This is a genomic window from Flavobacterium sp. HBTb2-11-1 (assembly GCF_009826975.1).
Taxonomy (GTDB): Bacteria; Bacteroidota; Bacteroidia; order Flavobacteriales; family Flavobacteriaceae; genus Flavobacterium.
The window spans coordinates 30,650-54,594 of record NZ_WUMO01000001.1 but is presented as its reverse complement, the minus strand read 5'-3'; the positions used below and the strand labels follow the sequence as shown (position 1 = coordinate 54,594).

Annotated in this window: 25 protein-coding genes; 8 read left to right on the top strand and 17 right to left on the bottom strand. The window is 32.2% G+C overall.

What is annotated here, in order from left to right; all coding sequences use genetic code 11:
* Window positions 1-5 precede the first annotated feature (5 nt).
* The 10 genes from atpA to GR162_RS00220 all read right to left on the bottom strand — a co-directional run bounded on the left by atpA (window position 6) and on the right by GR162_RS00220 (window position 10,238).
* On the bottom strand, window positions 6-1,583 hold the full coding sequence (gene atpA / locus GR162_RS00265; RefSeq protein WP_160780553.1) for a F0F1 ATP synthase subunit alpha: 1,578 nt from the start codon (window positions 1,581-1,583) through the stop codon (window positions 6-8).
* A gap of 39 nt (window positions 1,584-1,622) precedes the next feature.
* Window positions 1,623-2,156, bottom strand: a complete 534-nt coding sequence (gene atpH, locus GR162_RS00260) for an ATP synthase F1 subunit delta (protein ID WP_160780552.1) — start codon at window positions 2,154-2,156, stop codon at window positions 1,623-1,625.
* Window positions 2,157-2,160: 4 nt separating this feature from the next.
* The gene (locus tag GR162_RS00255) at window positions 2,161-2,652 is read right to left on the bottom strand and encodes a F0F1 ATP synthase subunit B (protein WP_160780551.1); all 492 of its coding nucleotides are present in this window, start codon (window positions 2,650-2,652) and stop codon (window positions 2,161-2,163) included.
* An 84-nt stretch (window positions 2,653-2,736) separates the two neighbouring features.
* Window positions 2,737-2,937: an ATP synthase F0 subunit C gene (gene atpE / locus GR162_RS00250; protein WP_031453874.1), complete on the bottom strand. Its 201-nt coding sequence runs from the start codon at window positions 2,935-2,937 to the stop codon at window positions 2,737-2,739.
* A 40-nt stretch (window positions 2,938-2,977) separates the two neighbouring features.
* Window positions 2,978-4,153 (bottom strand): F0F1 ATP synthase subunit A, encoded by a 1,176-nt coding sequence (atpB, locus tag GR162_RS00245; RefSeq protein ID WP_160780550.1) that lies wholly within the window; start codon window positions 4,151-4,153, stop codon window positions 2,978-2,980.
* A 516-nt stretch (window positions 4,154-4,669) separates the two neighbouring features.
* Complete coding sequence (locus GR162_RS00240) at window positions 4,670-4,894, bottom strand: AtpZ/AtpI family protein (protein WP_160780549.1); 225 nt, start codon at window positions 4,892-4,894, stop codon at window positions 4,670-4,672.
* Window positions 4,875-5,273: a polymer-forming cytoskeletal protein gene (locus tag GR162_RS00235; RefSeq protein ID WP_111368379.1), complete on the bottom strand. Its 399-nt coding sequence runs from the start codon at window positions 5,271-5,273 to the stop codon at window positions 4,875-4,877. The genes GR162_RS00240 and GR162_RS00235 overlap by 20 nt, the downstream gene beginning before the upstream one ends.
* 12 nt (window positions 5,274-5,285) lie before the next feature.
* Window positions 5,286-7,898, bottom strand: a complete 2,613-nt coding sequence (locus tag GR162_RS00230) for a tetratricopeptide repeat protein (RefSeq protein WP_160780548.1) — start codon at window positions 7,896-7,898, stop codon at window positions 5,286-5,288.
* A 90-nt stretch (window positions 7,899-7,988) separates the two neighbouring features.
* Window positions 7,989-8,684 (bottom strand): ABC transporter ATP-binding protein, encoded by a 696-nt coding sequence (locus GR162_RS00225; RefSeq protein WP_160780547.1) that lies wholly within the window; start codon window positions 8,682-8,684, stop codon window positions 7,989-7,991.
* A 93-nt stretch (window positions 8,685-8,777) separates the two neighbouring features.
* Window positions 8,778-10,238 carry a DUF5687 family protein gene (locus GR162_RS00220; RefSeq protein ID WP_160780546.1) on the bottom strand — a complete coding sequence of 487 codons (1,461 nt, stop codon included), beginning with the start codon at window positions 10,236-10,238 and terminating at the stop codon, window positions 8,778-8,780.
* Between the two features lie 127 nt (window positions 10,239-10,365).
* On the opposite strand from GR162_RS00220, the gene GR162_RS00215 reads away from it, so the two are divergent.
* The 3 genes from GR162_RS00215 (at window position 10,366) to GR162_RS00205 (ending at window position 12,415) form a co-directional block, all read left to right on the top strand.
* Entirely contained in the window at window positions 10,366-11,418 is a 1,053-nt protein-coding gene (locus tag GR162_RS00215) for a 2Fe-2S iron-sulfur cluster-binding protein (protein WP_160780545.1), read from the top strand.
* A gap of 118 nt (window positions 11,419-11,536) precedes the next feature.
* Window positions 11,537-11,845: a hypothetical protein gene (locus GR162_RS00210; protein WP_160780544.1), complete on the top strand. Its 309-nt coding sequence runs from the start codon at window positions 11,537-11,539 to the stop codon at window positions 11,843-11,845.
* A gap of 138 nt (window positions 11,846-11,983) precedes the next feature.
* Complete coding sequence (locus tag GR162_RS00205) at window positions 11,984-12,415, top strand: hypothetical protein (RefSeq protein WP_160780543.1); 432 nt, start codon at window positions 11,984-11,986, stop codon at window positions 12,413-12,415.
* Window positions 12,416-12,622: 207 nt separating this feature from the next.
* Here the strand turns inward: GR162_RS00205 and GR162_RS00200 are convergent, their stop codons facing one another.
* Window positions 12,623-13,633 (bottom strand): glycosyltransferase family 9 protein, encoded by a 1,011-nt coding sequence (locus tag GR162_RS00200; protein ID WP_160780542.1) that lies wholly within the window; start codon window positions 13,631-13,633, stop codon window positions 12,623-12,625.
* A 43-nt stretch (window positions 13,634-13,676) separates the two neighbouring features.
* On the bottom strand, window positions 13,677-14,282 hold the full coding sequence (locus tag GR162_RS00195) for a DUF4254 domain-containing protein (protein WP_066033168.1): 606 nt from the start codon (window positions 14,280-14,282) through the stop codon (window positions 13,677-13,679).
* Window positions 14,283-14,392: 110 nt separating this feature from the next.
* Here GR162_RS00195 and upp point away from each other — a divergent pair, with 110 nt between their 5' ends.
* Complete coding sequence (upp, locus tag GR162_RS00190; RefSeq protein ID WP_160780541.1) at window positions 14,393-15,046, top strand: uracil phosphoribosyltransferase; 654 nt, start codon at window positions 14,393-14,395, stop codon at window positions 15,044-15,046.
* Here upp and GR162_RS00185 read toward each other — a convergent pair.
* Window positions 15,041-15,970 carry a DUF6427 family protein gene (locus GR162_RS00185; protein ID WP_160780540.1) on the bottom strand — a complete coding sequence of 310 codons (930 nt, stop codon included), beginning with the start codon at window positions 15,968-15,970 and terminating at the stop codon, window positions 15,041-15,043. The two genes, upp and GR162_RS00185, sit on opposite strands and share 6 nt — an antisense overlap.
* A gap of 141 nt (window positions 15,971-16,111) precedes the next feature.
* On the opposite strand from GR162_RS00185, the gene GR162_RS00180 reads away from it, so the two are divergent.
* Window positions 16,112-16,342 carry a hypothetical protein gene (locus tag GR162_RS00180; RefSeq protein WP_029271378.1) on the top strand — a complete coding sequence of 77 codons (231 nt, stop codon included), beginning with the start codon at window positions 16,112-16,114 and terminating at the stop codon, window positions 16,340-16,342.
* 43 nt (window positions 16,343-16,385) lie between these two features.
* Here the strand turns inward: GR162_RS00180 and purD are convergent, their stop codons facing one another.
* A complete protein-coding gene (purD, locus tag GR162_RS00175) occupies window positions 16,386-17,660 on the bottom strand; it encodes a phosphoribosylamine--glycine ligase (RefSeq protein WP_160780539.1) in 1,275 nt (424 codons plus the stop codon).
* Window positions 17,661-17,795: 135 nt separating this feature from the next.
* Here purD and GR162_RS00170 point away from each other — a divergent pair, with 135 nt between their 5' ends.
* Both GR162_RS00170 and GR162_RS00165 read left to right on the top strand, forming a co-directional pair.
* Window positions 17,796-19,106 (top strand): phenylacetate--CoA ligase family protein, encoded by a 1,311-nt coding sequence (locus GR162_RS00170; RefSeq protein ID WP_160780538.1) that lies wholly within the window; start codon window positions 17,796-17,798, stop codon window positions 19,104-19,106.
* 43 nt (window positions 19,107-19,149) lie between these two features.
* Window positions 19,150-19,680 carry an ORF6N domain-containing protein gene (locus GR162_RS00165; RefSeq protein WP_160780537.1) on the top strand — a complete coding sequence of 177 codons (531 nt, stop codon included), beginning with the start codon at window positions 19,150-19,152 and terminating at the stop codon, window positions 19,678-19,680.
* A 104-nt stretch (window positions 19,681-19,784) separates the two neighbouring features.
* On the opposite strand, the gene GR162_RS00160 is transcribed toward GR162_RS00165, so the two are convergent.
* Together GR162_RS00160 and GR162_RS00155 are read right to left on the bottom strand one after the other, a co-directional pair.
* Window positions 19,785-20,552 (bottom strand): glycosyltransferase family 2 protein, encoded by a 768-nt coding sequence (locus tag GR162_RS00160; RefSeq protein WP_160780536.1) that lies wholly within the window; start codon window positions 20,550-20,552, stop codon window positions 19,785-19,787.
* A 74-nt stretch (window positions 20,553-20,626) separates the two neighbouring features.
* The gene (locus tag GR162_RS00155) at window positions 20,627-21,610 is read right to left on the bottom strand and encodes a UDP-glucuronic acid decarboxylase family protein (protein WP_066033174.1); all 984 of its coding nucleotides are present in this window, start codon (window positions 21,608-21,610) and stop codon (window positions 20,627-20,629) included.
* A 132-nt stretch (window positions 21,611-21,742) separates the two neighbouring features.
* On the opposite strand from GR162_RS00155, the gene GR162_RS00150 reads away from it, so the two are divergent.
* Window positions 21,743-22,819 (top strand): glycosyltransferase, encoded by a 1,077-nt coding sequence (locus GR162_RS00150; RefSeq protein WP_160780535.1) that lies wholly within the window; start codon window positions 21,743-21,745, stop codon window positions 22,817-22,819.
* Here the strand turns inward: GR162_RS00150 and GR162_RS00145 are convergent.
* The gene (locus tag GR162_RS00145) at window positions 22,796-23,920 is read right to left on the bottom strand and encodes an O-antigen ligase (protein ID WP_237421286.1); all 1,125 of its coding nucleotides are present in this window, start codon (window positions 23,918-23,920) and stop codon (window positions 22,796-22,798) included. The two genes, GR162_RS00150 and GR162_RS00145, sit on opposite strands and share 24 nt — an antisense overlap.
* Window positions 23,921-23,945 lie beyond the last annotated feature (25 nt).

The window sequence follows — 23,945 nt, the reverse complement described above, 5'->3', positions numbered from 1 at the left end:
AATAATTAGTTATATTTTGCTGAAATTTCTTTTGCTGCTTTTTCAATAACGTCAGTAATAGCGTCATCTAATTTACCAGCTTTCAAAGCGTTAAGTGTATCTTTATGTTTGCTGTTTAAGTACGCTAAGAAATCTGCTTCGAATTCTTTTACTTTATTAACAGGAACATTTCTTAATAAGTTTTTAGAACCAGCATAGATAATAGCTACTTGGTTTTCAACTGTATAAGGATCATTTAAACCTTGTTTCAAAATCTCAACGTTTCTTTTACCTTTTTCAATTACGTTTAAAGTAACAGAATCTAAGTCAGAACCAAATTTAGCGAAAGCTTCTAATTCACGGAATTGAGCTTGGTCTAATTTTAAAGTTCCAGAAACTTTTTTCATTGACTTAATTTGAGCATTACCTCCAACACGAGATACAGAGATACCTACGTTAATTGCAGGACGAACTCCAGAGTTGAACAAATCTCCATCAAGGAAAATCTGACCATCTGTAATAGAGATTACGTTTGTTGGGATATATGCAGAAACGTCACCAGCTTGAGTTTCGATAATTGGTAAAGCAGTTAATGAACCGCCACCTTTTACGATAGATTTGATAGAATCTGGTAAATCGTTCATTCCTTTAGCGATACCATCATCAGCGATTACTTTACAAGCACGCTCTAATAAACGAGAGTGTAAGTAGAAAACGTCTCCAGGGTAAGCCTCACGTCCCGGTGGTCTTCTTAATAAAAGAGAAACCTCACGGTAAGCAACAGCTTGTTTAGATAAATCATCATAAACGATAAGAGCTGGACGACCAGAATCTCTGAAGTACTCTCCAATTGCAGCACCAGCGAATGGAGCGTAAACTTGCATTGGAGCTGGATCAGAAGCATTAGCAGCAACGATAACTGTATAAGCCATTGCTCCTTTTTCTTCTAACATTTTTGCAATTCCTGCTACAGTTGAAGCTTTTTGTCCAATTGCAACATATATACAGAATACAGGTTTTCCTGCATCGTAAAATTCTTTTTGATTTAAGATTGTATCGATACAAACAGTTGATTTACCTGTTTGACGGTCACCAATAACAAGCTCACGCTGTCCACGACCAACTGGGATCATAGCATCAACTGCTTTTACTCCTGTTTGTAATGGCTCAGTTACTGGCTGACGGAAGATAACACCAGGTGCTTTTCTTTCCAATGGCATTTCGTATAAAGTTCCTTCAATTGGTCCTTTTCCATCAATTGGAAAACCAAGAGTGTTAACCACACGTCCTACCATTTGCTCACCTACTTTAAGAGAAGCAATACGTTGAGTTCTTTTTGCAGTAGATCCTTCTTTAAGTCCAGTTGATGGTCCTAATAATACAACTCCAACATTATCCTCTTCAAGATTCAATACGATACCTTCCATACCGTTCTCGAATTCTACTAACTCACCATATTGTACATTAGATAGCCCGTAAACACGAGCAATACCGTCTCCAACTTGAAGTACTGTTCCTACTTCCTCTAGCGTAGCACCAGATTCAAAACCTTCTACTTGCTTTCTTAATATTGCTGAAATTTCAGCAGGTTTGATTTCCGCCATCTTAATTTATAATTTAGACACTTTTTTGTGTTATAAAAACTAATTACTTAACTCTCTTTTTAATACTTGTAATCTGTTTGCAACAGAAGCATTGTATTGCTTGTCACCTATTCTTAAAATAAATCCACCAATAATTGAAGGATCTACTATATTTTCAATCGTAATTTTTTTATCCGATAAAGTTGCAACTTTTGCTAAAACTTTAGCTTCCAAAGCAGCGTCCATTGGAATAGCAGTTGTAACTTTTACAGTTTCAACTCCGTTACTTTCATCAAATAATTTATTGTATTCTACTGCAATCGCATATAGAATTTCAAATCTTTTATTTTCAAATAATAAATGAAATAAACCTTTAGTTACATCATTTACGTTTGCGAAAACTTCTAAAAGAGCACTTTCTTTAACCTCAACTCTTGTCGTTTGGTTTTGAATAAATGCACTCAATTCCGAATTATTTTCAATTGCTGATGCAATTGTTTTCATATCGTTATTTACAGCTTCGCCAACACCTTTAGAGTTTGCTAAGTCTAGAATTCCTTTTGCATAACGAATTGCTGCTCTTGTACTTGCCATAATCTTAGTTTAACTTTACATCACCTAACATTTTCTCAACCAATTTAGTTTGAGATTCTTTGTTAGATAATTCTTCTTTCAATAATTTTTCAGCAATACTCAATGATAGAGAAGAAACTTGAGATTTCAATTCCGCCATTGCAGCATTTTTTTCGCTTTCGATAGCCGCTTTAGCCTGCTCAATTAATTTTTGGCCTTGCTCTTGTGCATCATTTTTAGAATCAGCAATAATTTGCTCTCTCATTTCACGAGCTTCCTTCAACATAGCATCACGTTCTGCACGAGCTTCTTTTAAAATACGCTCATTATCTGCAGTTAAATTTTCCATCTCTCTGCGAGCAGCTTCTGCTAAAGCTAAAGCATTGTTGATAGATTCCTCACGGCTTTTTACAGCACCTAAAATTGGTTTCCAAGCAAATTTTGCTAAAAGAATAAAGAAAACAATAAAGATAATTGTTGTCCAAAAAATTAAACTTTCTGGTGAAGTTAATTGCATAACATTATATGTTTAAAAATTATTTGTCGTTTTTTTTAAAAAAACTTCCTGGAGCCAACCGCAACAGGAAGTTTTGAATTTTAATTATTTTGCGATTAACGCAACAACTACTGCGAAAAGAGCAACCCCTTCAATAAGTGCAGCAGCAATAATCATAGCAGTCTGGATTTTTCCAGCAGCTTCTGGTTGACGAGCAATAGCGTCCATTGCAGAACCACCAATTTTTCCAATACCAAGACCTGCACCAATTACAGCTAATCCAGCTCCGATTCCAGCTAATACCATAATAATAAATTTATATAGTTAATAATTAATAAAACTCTACTTAATGATGATCATGCTCTTCAACAGCCTGACCTATGAATAATGCTGAAAGCAATGTAAATACATATGCTTGTAAAGCAGCAACTAACATTTCTAAGACACTCATAAATAATACAAATGCTCCCGAAACAGGTCCAATTGCAACTGTTTTAAATATAAATATTAAAGAAACTAAACTTAAAATAATAATGTGCCCAGCAGTAATATTTGCAAATAAACGAATCATTAATGCAAATGGCTTAGTAAGCATTCCAATGACTTCCACAGGAATCATAATTGGTGCTAACCACACAGGAACTCCTGGTGTATTAAAAATATGGCCCCAATAAGATTTGTTTCCACTTAAAGTCGTAACTATAAAAGTAATGAGTGCCATTACAAACGTAAAATAAATATTACCTGTTAAGTTAGAACTGAATGGGAAGAATGGAATTAAACCTATAAGATTGTTAATCCAAATAAAGAAAAAGATTGTCAAAAGATAAGGCATATATTTAGCGTATTTCTTTGTTCCAATATTTGGGATAGCGATTTCATCTCGTACAAAAGTCACCAAAGGCTCTAAAAATCCAGCCAATCCTTTTGGTGCTTTTTCATTTTTCTTATACGATCTCGCTACAGCAAAGAATACAAAAAACAAAATAATTGCAGACATCAACATTGAAAAAACATTCTTTGTAATAGAAAAATCTAGTGGTCTAGCATCAAAAGCAAAAGCTCCATTATCTCTTTCGTCTTGTGATATTTCTTCAAATTTGTCAGCATAAAAAATTACCTCTTTATAACGTACAAATTTCTGACCATTAATATCAACAATATGATGACCTGAATTATCATGATGAAATTTCTCTGAAGAAAAAATTTCCAAACCATTTTTAGTCCATAAAATCACTGGTAGATTAAAAGAAATCGGATGACCATTCCAATCTGCAATATGAAAATCGTGAGCATCACCGATATGAGAATTAATTAATTCACTTGCGTTAAATTCCTTCTCTATTTTGTGACCAACAGTTTCTCCATGACCACTTGTTTCTACGTGGCTTTCTTCTATTGCTTCAACATTTTTGTGTTCTACCGAAACACTGTCCACAGATGTTGCTGCAAAATTTATCGACGAAGTAAGTGCTAATAAGCCAACTAATAAGTACTGGACTGGTTTGTTTGAAATTATCATTATTAAAACTGTATCTAAATTTAGGTTTCAAAAATTTTTTGCAAAGGTACATTTTTAATTTAAAACTGAAAATATATCTATATAATTTTTATTAATACAACTTTAAATTACGATATTGTTAAAAATGAAGCAATTAGCCTTTGTTTATAAGTCTAATTGCAAAATATGTTTCAAAAACTAAAAACAAAAAATATGGAATAAAAAAAGAAGCAAGATCAATCACTGGATTAGAGACATCTGATTTTATGAAAGGAATCAAAAAAACGATTGCAATCATCATTTTAAAAAAGCTAAGACCTAGAAAGGTAAATCCTGTGTAAGTGGAGAAATTCTTATTTATATATATGAGTACAATATATATAAGAATGGTGGTAATAACATTAAACAAATAGATACTCCATGCTGGATAAAAAAAGACAATCTTTTCAGACAATGAATGCATTATGAAAAATTGTATCAGAAATAATATTATTGAAAAGGGAGCAAAATGCTTTAGAAAATCTACAGTTCTATTCATTATTTATTTAATTTTTTGACTTGGCGGATGACATTATACAATGCTAAAAAAACAGAGAATAAAGAAAGGACTATAGTCCAAAGTGATCCTCCGTTCGAATATTTTTTGTCTAACCACGTGCCAAAGTAACTAAATATAAAAATAATAATCCCCATTTGAAAAGGAATATTAATAAATGCGAGCCATTTATTTCTTCTATTATTATTATTCGGTTCCTTTTCCATCTTCTAGCATGATTACAGGATTTGAATGGGCAAGCATCGTGCAGGTTGCTGTGAAATCGGCTCCTGGCTCTATCGAAAGTTTTCCCACTGCCACTTCTCCGTGTATTTGAGCAGTCGATTTAATATTAAGGGTTTCTAGAACTTTTATCTTTCCGTGAAATTCTCCTTCGATATCTGCATTATTACAAATTATTTCTCCTTTAACAGCTCCTTTGGCCCCAATCACTATTTTGCCTTGTGAAGTAAAGTTTCCAATCAATTCGCCGTCTAATCTAAAATCGGCTTTTGAGACTATATCTCCTACTATTGATGTTCCTTCAACAATTCTATTTGTTCTTCCTAATTGTTCAGTTCCGTTTTTCTTTACTTTTTCAAACATGGCGGTTAAGATTTAAGGGGTTTTCGGGGTCAAGTATGCGTCTAAATTCTTTTTGATCTGAACGATTTTGTAATTATCATTTGATATTATTATGGCCTGATCTGGGATTTTATATTTTTTATCTTCTCTGAAAACTCCAGCAATATCATTTGCGTAAGCCTCAGATTTTAAACCATGAATAACTACAAAACTTTCTGTTTTATTGTATTTGTCCAAAGATGTTGTCAATCTTTCATAATTTTCAACTAATAAAAATACTCTGATTGCTTCCTCAATTCTTTTAACTGTTTTGGTATCGCTGTTAGCAACACGATATAATATTTTCCAGTTTTTAGTATCGGTTGTTGTAAAGCTAAGTTTTTCTAAAACAGGCACTTGTTTCTCAAGAATTTCTCTGGCATTTTTACCTTCTTCGCTATTTGGGTAATTGTCTGCCACATTCTCAAGTCCTTTTTTATACGCTTCTAAACCATTTACTTTTCCTAAAGTATTGGCTTTTAATAATTCGTATTTCGACACAATATCATCTCCCGAATATTGATTAATAAGGTTGTCAATATTGGCTAAGACCTCGTCGAATTTCTCTTCTTCAAAAAGTTTATACCATTTTTGATATTCTTTATCGGGACTTGAATTTGGATCGTCTTCTTTATTGTTTAAAATATGGGCATATCTCGAATCTGGATATTTCGTAGAAATCTCTGCTTTTATAGCTTCTGCTTTTGCCGGGTTTGTTATCTGATAAATTTTGTACAAATTGTACATCGATGGCAATACGTATTTTTCTTCAGGGTTATTTTTAAGCAACTGTTCCAGTTTGTCACTAGCCAGATTGTATTCCTTAAACTTCTCCTTATATATAAGTCCTAATTGATAGTATGAAAAATTACGCTCTTTACCGATACTGTCCATAGCGGCTTGCGAAGTTGGAAGCTGTTCTACATAATATGCCACAGTATATTTTTCAGGAACAATAGTGTCTTTTAGCGCATTGGCAACTTCTTTCGTATTAATAGTGTCGTTCATTGCCGCATCGTTTGCAGATTTTACTCCTGCCAATCTCCAATTTCCGCCCAATGTTCTGCTTCCCCACATTTTTTTAAACTGCAGTTTTCCATAAGCAACCGTTGTTGGGTTGTAAAAATAAAAAGTGCTTGCATTATCATTACCGCCAGGAGGCATGCCAATTCCTTCTGGCTCTGCTGGTTTACCTAGAGAATTGGGATTAACAGCTCCGTTTCCTGAAAAATCTGCTTGGGAATTTCGATCAATATTGGCCAATCGCTCTTTTTCTTTTTCTTCTAAAAGGCGTTTTGCTTCGTCTTTCTTTTTAAGCTCGGCAATATAATTTTCGAAATAATCTTTCTTTTCGTTTGGCAGCAAATTGTATACCTTAATAATACTGTCGTTGCGTTTTGCAATAGCTTCGTATTTAATTACGTCATCAAGATTTTTTCTGTTTTTTTCTATAAAAGCGAATTCTCTGGTTTTAGGATCCAGTTTTACCAAAGTACTGTCATAGTATTTGGCAGCCATTGAGTAATCTGTATTTTTAAAATACATATTTCCAATGTTTCTGTAGGCAGAAGCCATCAGATAGGGGTCTTTCGATTTTCTTCCTAAAGATTTATTGTAAAACTTTAAGGCATTTTCCTGATCTTTCTTTTTGTCATAATAAACTCCCATTTCATAAAAAAGAACATCATAATAAGGACGATTTTCACGATCTGTCACCAATTTATTAAAGGTCTTTAAGAAAATCGTATCATTATCTTTTCCATAATCAAACATCTGTGCTTTTTTCGCGTAAGCGTGCATCATATACTTGCGATCTGCCTTTCTGTTCAAATCAATAACGGCATCATAGAAGTAAATGGCACTGTCACGTTTTCCTTCTGCCTGATACATCTGGCCAAGAATAAAACGATATCTTGCACGTTCTTCGTTGCTTTTTGTAAATTGTTCAGCAACTCTAAGTCTGGAAACAGCACTGTCTTTTTGCTCCAGATTCAAAAAAGCTTCTGCCAAAAGCGCGTTGGCATCTGCATAAGTCTGTTTATCTAAATCTGTTTTTTTAAGTAAAATTTTAATGTTTTTAAGAGCAATCGCATCATTTCCTAAACGCATATTGGTTTTTTCGCGCCAGATTTTTGCGGTATTAATGTTGTTGCTTTCCGGGTATTTGTATAAAATATAATTGAATGCCTCAATTGCTGGGATAAAACGCTGATCGTAATATCTTGCTTTTCCAAGCATAAGATACGCTTCATCCATCTGCCAGTTTCTTTCTCTTCCGCCAATATTCATGGAGTGTTTCTGAATGGCTTTTGTAGCTTTAGTCTCTGCTTTTTCAAAATCAGGATTTTTAGCTTTTTCGCCTTCAGAAAAATTTTCATCAAACTGCATTTTTTCAATTGGCAGCTGTTTCCAAAAATTATCTTCGTTATTGGCCTGAATAGATTTTAAACCTTTATCAAGACCAATTCCTCCATTATAAAGAATATTATATTTTGTCCCAATCGAGTGAGAACTTCGAGCCAAAAAAGTATTTTTTTTGGTAGAACAAGCTATCAAAAAGAATAAAAAAATGGGAATAAAACTATATTTAAGAGTATTCTTTTTCAATAGAAAAGAGTTTAAAACACATAACTACTAAAAACTAATTTTAGTATAATCACATGTAAAAATACGCTTCTTTTTGAAATATAGAAATTCTTACACGGCAAAAAATAATTCTAATTCTTGTAAGGTCTCTTTTGAGGTCTGAATATCTTTGACAATCTCGCCTTTGTTAAGCGCAACAATTCTATCACAAACTTCTACGGTATGCTGTAAATCGTGGCTTGAAACCAAAACGGTTACATTTGGATCATCGGCTAATTCTTTAATAATTTTTTTTAATCGGCTAACTGTAGTCGGATCCAAATTTGCAAAAGGCTCGTCTAAAATGACTACTTCTGGGTTTCCGATTAAGGTCGCAATAATTCCCACTTTTTTCTGGTTTCCTTTAGAAAGATCGCGAAGGTATTTTTTGTTCTTTAAAATTTCACCGTTAAAAAACTCTTCATGTTTCGCTAAAAGTGCATCAATATCTGCTTTGTTCTGATTGCGTAAATCTCCAATGAAATAAAAATATTCTTCTGGAGTCAAATATCCGATAAGGAAATTTTCATCTAAAAAAGATCCTGTAAAAGATTTCCAGTTTTCACTTGTATTTACCTGAATATTATTGCTTTTTATAAATCCCGTTGAAGGCTGGATAAGATCCAGAAGCAAACTGAAAAATGTGGTTTTTCCCGCACCGTTATTTCCCACCAATCCGAAGCTCTGTCCTTTTGGAATTTCTAAATTGCTAATGTTTAAAACTGTAGTTCCGTTATATTTTTTTGAAAGCTGATTTACTTGTATCATGATGTAATTGTAGATTTTAGATTTTGATTTTAGATTAAAAAATTGTCTTTTTTTATTTGGATTTTCTAATTGACAAATTCTCTAATTATCAAATTAACTCTTTTGTTTATAAGCACTTATTGTACTGTATTTCTCTATTTTGTATCTTTTTTCTATTAATGAAAACACTTTTTCTTTGAACACAAATCCTAAAACTCCTGCTCCGGCAACCAATGCTAAACCAAGATTTTTATTATTCAAATAAAGTCCGATGGCATAAAGTGCTAAAGGCAATAAAATTTTTGGAAGTGTCAATAACATTGCATTTACATTGAAAGCTTTTTTATCTCCAAAAGCACCGCCAGCATTACTTAAATCTATTGGCGTTTTGGTAAATGCACCGCCAAGAAGTACTAAATGAGAATTGACCCCAATATTATAAATTGCCCCAACTACAATTGTGAGATAAATTTCCCATCCTAAAAACAGATAAAAGGAAGCCAATATGGTAGAAAGAAAAGTTACAATAACAATGAGCCACCATTTTGAAGTGATGTAACCTCGATATGGAATATTTTGTGTCATCATTAATTGATAATATGAACTGTCCCAGCTTGGTACAAACTGTCCAAAGACAAACAAAAATCCGCCCGAAACAAAGATGCCTGCAAAAATGTGCATTACAGGGGGCTGATGAGAATTTCCGAAAAAGAGAAATCCGTAAAACAAAAACAGAACACTCATGAAAATCGTAGTTTTAGATCTTTTGTTTCTTTTGATGAGTTTAATATCATTCTTTAAGAAGGTTCCTAAAGTCCCAAACTGATTAAGCCACGAAAAATTTTCTGTTGTTGCAACATCTTCTTTTACAGAAAGTCCTGCATCCAGATATAAATTGTTTTTAAAATATTTGAAAGTGAAAGCATACAAACCAATTAAAATCAGCACAGAAATTAAAAATACGCCTTCAATATCGTAAAAGCTCTGAAAGAACGGAGTCGTAAATGTTGTGATATCAAAAAATTGGTAGTATTGCGCTCCTGCCAAAGCCAAAATTAATACCACAAATACAACAAACAATTTGTCGATATTGCTTAAAATAATATTCAAAAAATTGTTGATATAAATAAAAGCCATCACTCCGACATACCAAAAAAAGATTCCCACTACATCATATCCTTCCAAAATTAATACAACAGAAAAAGGCACAAAAAACAAAGCGTGAACCCAATTGAAAAACGACAAAGCTGTTTTTCCTAATGAAAAGTGAACAATTACAGGCTTCTTAAAAGGCAATACCAATAATGGTTTGATGTTTAAAACCGGTATTGATTGAAGTAATAATCTAATCACCAAATCAAAGAGGAAATAATAAATTAAAAATTTGTTTATTGTAGCCAATGGTTCCAAATTCATGTCTTTAAGAACATAAAATGCGCCAACGCCCATTGCGACAAAAACTAATGAAAAATAGATCATCAGAAAACCTATTATAATTTTCATTGCCAGATTTTTACCAAAAGATGCCGACCTAATAAAAGCCTTCCATTCTAAATAAATAAACTTCTTAATCATGGTTTATGGTTTAGTATTTTTGTAGTAAGAGACCAAAAGCAGGAAAACGTTACAAAAAAAGTTAAAAAAAATAATTTCGTGCTAAACTTTTAATAGTGGTTTGCTACTTTTGCATAAAAATTCTATCATGCCTTCATTCTTAAAACTTATAATTAAAGAGGTTAAACGCGAAACTGCAGATGCTGTTTCTATTCTTTTTAATGTTCCTGAAGAACTAAAATCAGACTATAAATTTATAGCTGGACAATATATAAATTTTAAACTAACTCTTGACAACCAAGAAATTAGACGAGCTTATTCTATTTGCTCGGCACCAGACAGCGGCGAGTTAAGGATTGCTGTAAAAGCAGTAAAAAATGGTCTTTTTTCTCAGTTTGCCAATACTAAATTAAAAGCGGGAGATGTTCTTGAAGTGGGTCAGCCAGAAGGTAAATTTACTTTTGAGCCAGATGCTGAAAGACAAAGAAACTATGCGGCGTTTGCTGCAGGAAGCGGAATTACTCCAGTTCTTTCTATCATAAAATCGGTTCTTAAAAATGAGCCTAAGAGTTCATTTGTATTGGTTTACGGAAACAAAACTCCTGAAAGCACAATTTTTCATCAAGAACTTCACGATTTGCAATTGCAATATGTAGGCAGATTTTTTGTGCATTATGTATACAGCCAAGCAAAAGCTGAAAACGCTTTATTTGGAAGAATTGAAAAATCGGCTGTGAATTTTGTTTTAAACAACAAACACAAAGAACTTCAATTTGATAAGTTTTTCCTTTGCGGACCAGAAGACATGATCAATACTGTTTCTAATGTTTTGAAAGAGAAAAATGTAAAAGAATCGGCTATCAAATTTGAGTTGTTTACTTCTTCTTCTGAAGAACATGCAATTCAAGGTTCTCAAGAAGGACATACAAAAATTACTGTTTTAGTAGACGATGAAGAAACTACTTTCGAAATGTCTAAAAAACAAACTATTCTTGATGCTGCTCTAAAACAAGGCGTTGATGCTCCTTATTCTTGTCAAGGCGGAATCTGCAGCAGCTGTTTAGGACGCGTTACAAAAGGAACTGCCGAAATGACAAAAAATTCTATTTTGACAGACGGCGAAATTGCAGAAGGCTTAATTTTAACTTGTCAAGCGCATCCAACATCAGAAACTATTTATGTTGATTACGACGACGTATAATATTTGATAAATTCCAAAATATAAAATCCAAATTCCAAACTAAAGCGGAATTTGGATTTTTTTATTTTTAAATTTGTCCTATTTGGAATTTGGAATTTTTACTATTAAGTATTTATAAATGAAATCGGTACGAGAAATTTTTAGAAATAAGGAATATCTTCTGGATGAACCAGAAGTTATGAAGCTTGTTGATTATTGTGAAGAACTTCAGGATGATATTGTTGAACTTAAATTTCAAAAAACCGATAATAAAGAACTTGCTTTACTCGATATGATTAAAGAGGTTATAAAAGGATGTGATGCCATTGAAAAAGAGCAAATGGAACATGAACGCTATGGTTATGATCCACCAAATTACCAAGAAACCATAGCAAATCTAAAAAGCTATATTTACCGTCGCTGTCGTGATGAGAAGATTTGGCTCTAATTGAAATAAAAGCAAAATTTTATCGAAATATTGTTGAATTTTCATTAAATTAGGGGTAAAATTATAGCAATGGCAATCTCATGATTTGAGAATTTGCAGAGCTAATCAAACTTGTCAAACATTTAAACATTAAATATCATGACAGCTCACGTTCACCACTTTCATCTATCTTTACTTATTATGCTGATTGTAACTGCTTCGCTTTGCGTTCTGGCAGTTATTATAAAAATGAAAAACAAAAAAGGCCCGAAGTTACTTGAAAGAGAAAAATACAATTCAACTTTGACCGAAAAAATGGAAGAAGTCCAAAAGGCCGATTCGAATATTTTTAATATCTGGCCTTATGTAAGCAAACTTAAATCGGCTAAAGTTTTATCTAAAAAAATAAAAGATAATGACTTAATTTATAAAGTTTACAGAGATTCATCACAAAAATTCGAACATATTCTTTTGTCAACTGAGGACAAAAATAACTTTGTTTCCATTATAGTAAACAAAAAAAGAAAAAAAACAATAGGATATTCTTTCCTCGATTCTGATGAAAGATATTTAAACAAAAATATTGCTTAAAACATTGTTCATCGCAAATACCCCAGCGGGGTAAAATATTTATAGGATCACAATAAAACAAAAGAAAAAGCTCCAGCGGAGCGATATTATTATAAAAAACATGTCGCTCCGCTGGAGCTTTAATATTGTAGACGCATATTTTACTATAAATATTTCGCTTCTCCGAAGCTTATAAAAAGTGACGCCTTCTAGTTTATTTTCTAATCCTTATGAAAGCTGCTCTATAACCTTTTCAACGACCTGTTGTGGTAAAATTGTCCTCATAGCATCCTCATAACCTTCAACAACTTTATTGCCATAAACTGATGTTGGCAATTTTGGATATTGATTTCGGTCTGAAGTCAGTGCATTTCCTAAACTTTGATTAAAAGGCAAAAATCCTGCGTATGGATGTGTCGCGCCCCAAAGTGTAACGACTTTTACGCCAAGCATTGCTGCAATATGTGCATTCCCAGAATCCATAGAAAGCATCACATCAAGATTGCTTATCAATTGTAATTCCTGCTGAAATTTGATTTTTCCAGCCATATTGATTACATTTTCAAAAGGCACAGAAATTGAATCTAAAATTTCGATTTCTTTTTTTCCTCCGCCAAAAAGCAAAATTTTACAGGATGGATTTTCAGCCAATTTTGCAATTACTTCTTTCATTAAATCCAAAGGATAAACTTTAGAATCATATTGTGCAAAAGGCGCAATTCCTATTAGTTTTTGATTTTCATTTCTGATAATGTCTAAAATATCAGAACTTAAAACTGCCTTTTCAGGAAATACTGGTTTCGATAAATCTAAAGGAAAACCAAGAGCTGAAAACACTTTTGCATGTCTTTCGAACATGGTTGGCAATTGTTTGAAAACCTTATTTTCGGCTCGGGTTAATTCTTTTTTTCCTTCTCTCCCTTTATCAACGGTTGCTCTTTTTTTTCCGCTTAAAGCGAAAAGCAAACTCACCACTTTAGATCGTAAAACATTATGAAGATCTGCAAAAGCATCAATCTTCAATTTTTTTACATCTTTAAACAATCGTAAAAGTCCTGGAAATCCTTTATGTCTTTCTTTTTCATCAAAAGCAAAAAATTCAAGATTCGGAATTCCATCAAAAAAAGGTTTGAAAAACGGACGAGAAATAACGGTCAGTTTTACCGTTGGATATTGTTTTACAAAAGCCTGTAAAACAGGAACCGTCATGGCGACATCTCCCATTGCGGATAGTCTCATGACGGCTATATGTTTGATTTTGTTGTTGGACAACGCTGCCAAATTATTTCTTATTTTGATATAAAACTGGGTTCAATTCATCATCGTTGTACATTTTCATTTGTTTGTACACTTTCATGAATTTATCACCGTTTTCGATATCTGTCAATAATTCTTCAATTGCTGTAGATAAATCTGTCCTTTGCTCTAAAAGCACATTCAATTTTTCTTGGCATTTATCTCTATGTTCCTGAGAAGCTTCTGCACGATTTGCTTCTTCATGCATGTGATAAATTTTTAAAGCCAAAATCGACAATCTGTCAAAAGCCCACGCAGGACTTTCAGAATTGATTTTTGCCCCGTCTTTTACTTTTACATTGCTGTATTTTTGTAAAAAGTAACTATCAATATATTCCACCATATCAGTACGTTCCTGATTTGATGCATCAATTCTTCTTTTTAATGTTAAAGCCGCAACAGGATCAATATTCGGGTCACGAATAATATCTTCAAAATGCCACTGAACGGTGTCAATCCAATTTTTTAGATATAACAAATGCTCGAACTTATCTTTTGGATAAGGATTATTGATCGGCTGATCTACATTATCAAACTGGTGATAATCTTTGATACTTTGCTCGAAAACAGAATATGCTAATTTTGAAAACATGTCTTTATTTTTTTATAGATACAAAGATACTTTTTATACTTTTATGCTGCGAAGAAAAGAAATTATTTTTCGTTTCATCATTTTATCTCTAAATAAATTACAATTTCATCATGAAAATTCATTATATCTCTGAAAATAACAGCGTTTTAAATCATTTCTTAGGTCAAATTAGAAATGTAAATGTTCAAAATGACAGCATGCGTTTTCGTAGAAATATTGAACGCATTGGTGAAATTATGGCTTATGAATTGAGCAAAATTTTACCTTATAAAAATGTTGAAATCCAAACTCCTCTTGGAATTAAGAACACTACAGAAATTGATACGGATTTAGTTTTATGCCCTATATTACGTGCTGGATTACCACTTCATAATGGCTTTTTAAATTATTTTGATCATGCAGAAAACAGCTTTGTTTCTGCTTGCAGATTCCACCCAAATAATGACGACGAATTTGAAATTCGAGTTGAATATCAGGCTATTTCAGACTTAAATAATAAAACCGTTCTGCTTCTAGATCCGATGCTGGCTACGGGACAATCAATTGTAGCGGTTCACCAAAAATTGGTCGAAAACGCTATTCCAGCAGAAATACATATTGTTGTTGTTATTGCTGCTCCAGAAGGAATTGCTTATCTAGAAAAAAATCTTCCCGAAAATTGCCATCTCTGGGTTGCTTCTTTAGATGAGAAACTAAACGCGAAAAACTACATTGTTCCAGGTCTTGGCGACGCTGGTGATCTTGCTTACGGAAGTAAATTATAGCTGAGAGAAAAACGTAAATAAACTACACACAATCAGAGTGTAATAAACAATTTCGTTATTCAGTTTCTGCTGCATGTATTCTACGTGGCTCGTTGCCATAATACTTAATGGTGCAATACTAAACAATAGCAAATCGTTGCTTTTATTTGGCGAAATGATGTAAACAATGGCTGCTATAAAAAAGCAAGCTACTATTTTCTTATACGAAGAATGGACAATTTGTGGTCTATTTGACAATGTCATTAGCATCGAAGTAACAAAAAATAAAGCGACTGCAGTGTATATTGAAAGTGCTGCATTTTCATAATTATTCTTAAAATAATCAATTCTAAAATCGATTACTGCTCTTTCCTGAATGAAAGCTACGGCATCAAAATTTAAAATTAAAGATGTCATGTAGAATAAAATTGTTACTGCCAAAAGCGCAATAAATGGCAAAACCCAGTTTCTATAATCTCTTGAAACATGAAAAATAATAGAAATATAAACCAATATTAAGAAGAGAATACTCCAAAATTGAAATAAAGAAGCTATAAAAATCCAAAATGCTGCATCAAATATTTTTTCTTTTGATGCTTTGAGAGATTGGAGCGAAATCAATCTTCGAAGCGCCAATAAAATAAAGAAATTGGCATATATGACATTTGCGTTATTAAATATTGTCGGAAAAAATAAAATAAACAACAAGTAAAAAAGTATCGCGTAACCATTGTCTTTACTGAGTCCGTTCTTTTTTACAATGAAATTAATCATAAAAAAAGAAGCCAAAATAAAGCATAATAAACTCACTTTTTGAAAGGCCAAAAAATAAGAAGTAACCCAAGAAGGGTCTTTAATTTGGAACATAAAAAAGAAAACCAGTATTAAAATTACAACCAATGAATAATTTAATGGCGTAGATTTTTTAAAAACACTTGTTATCATAAGGATATTTTATACTTTTGTGATTGTAAAGATACTACTTGTTTAAAAGGAAAAACCTAACAAGTTGAAAAAAGATTTGGTTTACCGAATTTTATCTTCAAGGCATTACACAACAATAAATAACATATAATTTTTAAAATTATGACAGCTTTTTTCGAAGGAATTCAATACCTATTCGTTAACATTTTGTTTGCTCCTCTTGACTTTTTACGTCGTTTGGAATTAATTACATGGTTTGGTGCAAACACTATTAACTGGATTTTCATGATCATCTGTGCATGCGCAATCGTTTATTGGATTAAACAATTACGTATTTTTGATGACGCTGGAACAGAAAACCAAGATACAACAGCTCATTCATTTTTAAAATAAAAACCAAACCCTTTAATTAAAAAGGGTTGGTTCTATTTATTTTTTAAATTAGATCGAAGCCAATATCTTTTCTAAAATACATCTTATCAAAGCTTAGTTTATCTATGTTTTGGTAAGATTTTTTTATGGCCTGTTGGAAATCGTCTCCATAAGATGTTACAGCAATTACACGTCCTCCATTAGTAACGACATTTTGGCCATCTAATTTTGTTCCCGCATGAAAAACTATAGAATCTGTAATATTTTCTAAACCAGAAATTACTTTTCCTTTTTCAAAATCTTCAGGATATCCGCCAGAAACAACCATTACAGTTGTTGCGCTTCGTGGATCAACTTCTAAATTAAAGTCTCCTAATTTTTGATCTGCAACAGACAAGAACAATTCAACTAGATCTGATTTTAATCTTGGAACCACAACTTCAGTTTCAGGATCACCCATTCTCACATTGTATTCAATAACGATTGGTTCACCTTTTACATTGATCAAACCAATAAATACAAATCCTTTGTACTCGATACCGTCTTTTTGAAAACCTTCTATCGTTGGCTTTACGATGCGTGTTTCAATTTTTTCCATCAAAACTGCATCTACATAAGGAACTGGAGAAACCGCTCCCATTCCGCCTGTGTTTAAACCTGTATCTCCTTCTCCAATTCGTTTGTAATCTTTTGCTGTTGGAAGAATTTTATAGCTTTTCCCATCTGTTAAAACGAAACAGCTCAATTCGATTCCGTCCAAGAACTCTTCAATAACTACTTTTGAACTTGCTGTCCCGAATTTTGCATGAACCAACATGTTACGTAATTCTGTTTTTGCTTCTTCAAGATCCTGAATAATCAAAACACCTTTTCCAGCTGCTAATCCGTCTGCTTTTAAAACGTAAGGAGGCTGCAATGTTTCAAGAAATTTACATCCCTCTTCAACTGTTTCAGCAGTAAAACTGTCATAAGCTGCAGTTGGGATATTGTGTTTCATCAAGAATTCTTTAGCAAATTCTTTACTTCCTTCCAATTGCGCACCCAATTTCGATGGACCGATAACTGGAATATTTTTCAAACTTTCGTCGTTTTTAAAATAATCATAAATACCTTTTACCAACGGATCTTCAGGTCCTACGACTACTAAACTTATATTTTCTTTAAGCACTAATGCTTTTACCGCTTCAAAATCTGTCGCAGATATGGCAACGTTTTCAGCGATTGCAGCAGTTCCTGCATTTCCAGGCACTACAAAAAGTTTTTCGCAAAGCGGACTCTGTGTCATTTTCCATGCGAATGCATGCTCTCTTCCGCCTGATCCCAATAGTAAAATTGTCATGTGTTGTTGTATTTTAGTTGTGGTGCAAAAATAATTGCTTTTGAACGTAAAAAATAATTAAATCTTAAAAACTTCGTGATTCTTGATTGTTAGTAATTGCTAAATATTATTTTTGACGAAAATTATCCCCAAAAAATGATTCGCCTTTTTGATCTTTCACTCAAACTAAATGGTTTTCCAATTAAGGAAGCTAAAGCCGAACTGGATAAAATTGTTCACTTTTCGGAAGAAGAGTACGCTTCATTTCTTGAAAAGAAAAAGAAAGAAATTATTGATTTTCATTTAGATAACAATTCTTTTTATCGTGATTTGGTTGGAAACAAAAAGATTGAAAACTGGAATGATCTTCCGATTTTGAACAAACAGAATCTGCAAAAATCTCTTGAAGAAAGACTTTCAAAAGGGTATTCGAAAAAAAACATTTATCTCAATAAAACATCCGGATCGAGTGGAACTCCTTTTGTTTTTGCTAAAGACAAATATTCTCATGCTTTGACTTGGGCTTCCAATATAATGCGTTTCGGCTGGTTTGGAATTGATTTTAATTATTCGTATCAAGCACGCTTTTACGGAATTCCGATGGATTTTATTGGATATCAAAAAGAACGCTTTAAAGATTTTTTGACACATCGTTTTCGTTTCCCCGTTTTTGATTTGTCTGATGCTGTTTTAGAAAAATTTCTAAAAAAATTCAGAACTAAAAAATTCGATTATATCAACGGATATACAAGTTCAATTGTTCTTTTTGCTAAATTTTTAGAACAAAAAAATATCATTTTAAAAGAAATATGTCCAACACTAAAAGCTTGTTTTGTTACTTCAGAAATGCTTTTTGAAACGGATAAAAGACTTTTGGAAAAACAATTTGGAATTCCAATTATTAGCGAATACGGCGCTTCTGAGCTAGATTTAATTGCTTTTGAAAATCCTAAAGGAGAGTGGCAGGTAAACTCAGAAACACTTTTTGTCGAGATTTTAGATGAAAATAATAATCCTGTTCGACATGGAACGGAAGGAAAAATTGTGATTACTTCTTTATTCAATAAGGCAAATCCTTTTATAAGATACGAAATTGGCGACATTGGAATTTTGGACGAAAAAAGCACACCTCAAAAACCAATTCTTAAAAAATTAATTGGAAGAACCAACGATGTTGCTGCTTTGCCAAGTGGTAAAAAATCTCCAGGTTTGACATTTTATTATGTAACCAAAAGCATCATTGAAGACGATGGAAACGTAAAAGAATTTATCATCAAACAAACCAAATTAGATACTTTTGAAATTGAATATGTAGCTGAAAAAGAATTAATTTCAGAACAAATTGAGAAAATAAAACAAGCAATCAATTTGTATTTAGAACCGAATTTAAACTTCACTTTTACAAGAAAAACTATTTTAGAAAGAACAAATCGCGGAAAACTAAAACAGTTTAAATCCTATTTATAAATATAAATAAAATCTTACATTTGTTTTTTTAATTGAAAAACTTATGGATAATCATTCTCTACTTTCTGAAGAAACAATTTCTGATAAAATATATATTATACGCGGTCAAAAAGTGATGCTTGATTTTGATTTAGCTTCACTTTATGAAGTAGAAACTAGAGTTCTAAATCAAGCCGTCAAAAGAAATTTATCTCGATTTCCTATTGATTTTATGTTTCAGCTTACTGAAATTGAGCATAATTCTTTAAGATCACAAATTGTGATCTTAAAGAAAGGAAGAGGAGAACATCAAAAATATTTACCATTTGCATTTACTGAACATGGAGTTCTAATGTTATCAAGCGTCCTAAAAAGCGACAAAGCCATCCAAACCAATATTCAAATCATGAGGATCTTCACAAAAGTGAGACAAATGCTTTTGGATACAACCGAAATAAAAGTTGATATTTTACAAATTCAGAAGAAGTTAGAGAATCATGATAAAAATATTGAATTGGTTTTTTCTTATTTAGACGAATTAACCGAGAAAAAAGAAAATGAAGTCGAAAGAGTGAAAATTGGTTATAAAAAATAATTGGAGGTCGCAAATTGCGACCTCCAATTCTAAACGGAATCCTCCAAGGTCACAAATTATGACCTTGAAACTTGAAGTCGCAATTTGCGACTTCAAGATGAATTTTAAATTTTCTTTATGTATCTACGTTTTATAACCAATTGTGTAAACAAGAACCTCACCATCAACAAAACAGAAAAAACAAGATTATATCCGTGAAACTGTCTATAAACTCCAAAGTTGTGTTTGATTAATTTGAATTTTGAAGAAGAAACAGAATCTTTTCGAATTCTATAAAAAGCCAAAGATTCTGGAACTGGTTTAACTATTTTAATCTGTTTTAAAATAGTAAGCCAAATTCTCCAGTCTTGACGCTTTTGTGACGTTTCTAAAATAATTTTCCCAAAATAATCTGCGTCGTAAATAGCTGTTAAATTGCCTACATAATTGCAGAAAAACAATTGTTTATAAGTCAATGGATTTGGTGATTCTACTGTTCTGTTCAAATCATTTCCTTCTTCGTCGATAGAATCGTAAAAACTAAAAGTAAAGTGTAAATTATTTGCTTTTAAAAACTGAATCTGTTTTTCCAATTTCTCAGGAAACCATACATCATCGGCGTCTAAATAGGCCATGTATTTTCCTGTGGCTTTTTCCAAAGCTACATTTCTTGCAAAACCATTTCCTCGATTTTCGGGTAATTTAAAAAGTTTTATTCGGTTGTCTTTTTGAGCAAATTCTTCAATTATGGCAACTGTTCGATCAGTTGATGCATCATCAGCCAAAATCATTTCCCAATTGATATAACTTTGATTTTGAACTGATTCAATTGTTTGTCTAATGAACTTTTCAGTATTATATGTGGGTACAATAATAGAAACTAATTCGTTCATCTGATAATAATTGTTTTTGGAGTTTATTAGAAAACAGCTCGAATTTTTATTCAAAATTCAAGCTGTCTAAAGTATTATTTTATATAACTAGAAAAGTCCTTATGTTCTTCTTTTGCCAATTCTTCCGGAGATAATGATTTGAAATACTCATATGTAATTTTCATCCCTTCTGCTCTGCTTACTTTGGCTTCCCAACCCAACAATTCTTTTGCTTTTGTTGTATCTGGCTGACGCTGTAAGGGATCATTAATTGGCAGCGGGTGATAAACCACTTTCTGGTTTGTTCCTGTCAATTTTATAATTTCTTCTGCAAAATCTTTGATTGTGATTTCGTCAGGGTTTCCAATATTTACTGGATATACATAATCTGAGTGTAGCAATCTGTAAATCCCTTCAACTTGGTCATCAACATAACAGAAAGAACGCGTCTGCATTCCATCTCCAAAAATCGTTAAATCTTCTCCACGTAAAGCCTGACCAATAAACGCTGGAATTACACGTCCGTCATTTAATCGCATTCTTGGCCCGTAGGTGTTAAAAATACGAACGATTCTAGTTTCTACGCCATGAAAAGTATGATAAGCCATTGTGATCGATTCTTGGAAACGTTTTGCTTCATCATAAACTCCACGAGGACCTATTGTATTTACATTCCCATAGTATTCTTCAGTTTGTGGATGCACCAAAGGATCCCCATACACTTCAGAGGTTGATGCAATCAAAATTCTGGCCTTTTTTACTCTTGCCAATCCAAGTAGATTGTGCGTCCCTAAAGACCCTACTTTTAAAGTCTGGATTGGAATTTTTAAATAATCTATCGGACTTGCTGGCGAAGCAAAATGCAATATATAATCTAAATCGCCTGGAACATGAACAAACTTAGTAATATCATGATGATAAAACTCAAAATTTTCCAGTTTGAATAAATGTTCAATATTTTTAAGATCTCCTGTAATCAGATTATCCATTCCGATTACAAAGTAACCTTCTTTGATAAATCTGTCACATAAGTGTGATCCTAAAAATCCTGCTGCTCCAGTGATAAGTATTCTTTTCATGATAAATTTTAAAGATGCACAAATATCTGCCTTTTAAATTAGATATAAAACCTCCATTAAAAGAAGTTTTTAAGATTTCAGGTTACAGTTCACATCAATTATTTATTTTTACCAAGAATTAAATCAATTGTGTTGAAAGTTGTACATATCATAGAGGCTCTTGGTGGAGGCGTTTATACTTATTTTAATGATTTATCAGCTTATTTTGGTGAAGATGAAATAAAAAATTGCATTGATACGACAATAATTTACAGCGGAAACCGAAAGGAAATAGACAGAGATAAAATTAAATCTGACTTTTCTAGTAATATTAATTTATTAGAAATTAATATGTTACGAAATTTTTCTCCTTTAAAAGATTTAAAATCTGTAATTCAGTTAACCAAAGCGCTGAAAAAAATAAATCCTGATGTCATCCATCTCCATTCTTCAAAAGCAGGTGTTTTAGGCAGGATTGCCTATTTCTTTCTCTTTAAGAAAAAAAAGCTGTATTATTCACCTCATGGTTATTCTTTTCTTAGAACAGACATTTCAAAACCCATTCGAAAAATATATTGGTTAATAGAAAAAATTACCCAAGCCTTGTTTGGAGGAGTTACTATTGCCTGTGGCGATACTGAGTTTGAAATTGCTAAAAAAATTGGTAATTCAAAATTAGTTCGAAATGGTGTTGATATTAGAAGTATCCGCCAAAATTTTGTTGAAAATAAAAATGATAAACTTACTGTAGGAATCTTAGGCAGAATAACGTATCAGAAAAATCCAATTTTATTTAATGAAATTGCCCTCAATTTTCCTGATTTTAATTTTGTATGGATAGGTGATGGCGAACTAAATTCTTTGCTGACGGCTCCTAATATAAAAATTACAGGATGGTTTTTTGATCGTAAACATATTTTAAAAGAATTAAATAACCTTGATGTTTATTTACAAACTTCATTATGGGAAGGTTTGCCAATTGCCGTTTTAGAAGCTATGGTTTTGGAAAAACCTGTTATTGCCACCAATGTAATTGGTAATAAAGATATTGTAATCCATAATGAAACTGGATTTCTATTTGATGAAATCTCGGAATTAGAACCTTACTTTCAAATTCTTAGCAAATCAGAAAATCGAAATCTTTTTGCTAAAAAAGCTTTCGAAAGATGTTCAGAGTTATTCGATAAAAACAAAAACTTTGAAGAATTAATCTACATTTATAAGAGCTGATTTTTGCTGCATCCAATAACTTGAAAAAATGGATAACCAGAACCCGCTGAAAGCAATTCCATCAAAACGAAGCAAAAAATCATCCATTAGATTTGATGTAAAAAAGATGACGAAAAACGAAATTATAATAGGATTCTTTAGATTAAATCCCAAATATCCAATTATAGAAATATAAAATAGTACTACTAAGGGTCCAAGAATTCCAAACTTCAATAAAAAATCAAGAAACTGATTATGAGTAGGAAATTCATACTTTGCCAAAAACTTCTGATTGGTTGCTGCATAATATTTGTTTAATTCGTTTTTTCCATCTGAAGCACCCACTCCAAAAGGAAGATTTTTTACTGACAACTCCCACGCAGATTTCCATATAGAAACTCTGGTAACTAAAGAATTGAAAACCTTAACCTCTGGATGATCAATCTCATCAAGCTTTCCGACTTTATCCATATAAGCGAAACTAACGCTGGAATATTTTTCTTTCATGTATGGATCTTTTTGAACAAATAAAAACAAAACAGCAATTAGTAAAACCAATAACGGTAATCCTTTTAAAGCTATTTTTTTAAAATTACTCTGTTTAACAGCATAAAAAAGAACAATCAAAAATCCGATAAAAACATTTACTAAAGCCATTCTGGTATTAACAAATAATACAAAGAAAAAAGAAAGTATAAAGACAATTATTCTTATCGCTTTGAACTTAGATTCTTCATGATCTTTAAAACTCTTAATAACAAAATAAAAAGCAGAAACGGTAACAAAGGCCAAATGCATATTTAATGCTGGAGCATGAATTCCGACACTATTGCCAAATTGATATCCCATTTCCCATAAATGTATGCCGTTTAGATATTTGTGCATCAATTCTGGATACAAAACGTTAAATCGAATAAAGAAAAAAAGTAAAATCAAAGTTGTTCCACAAACATAGGTTTGGACTAATTTCAAAAAATTTATTCTCTGAAAGTTTCCAATTATAAATAATGGAAAAATTACTAATGAAGTGCTTTTTTCTATTGCTTTTAATCCTTTTGCTAAAGAATCGTTATTCCAGAAAAGCAACAATTCAAGTATTACTGGAGAAGCAATGCACACCATCAAAATCAGTGTCTCTTTTGTATAA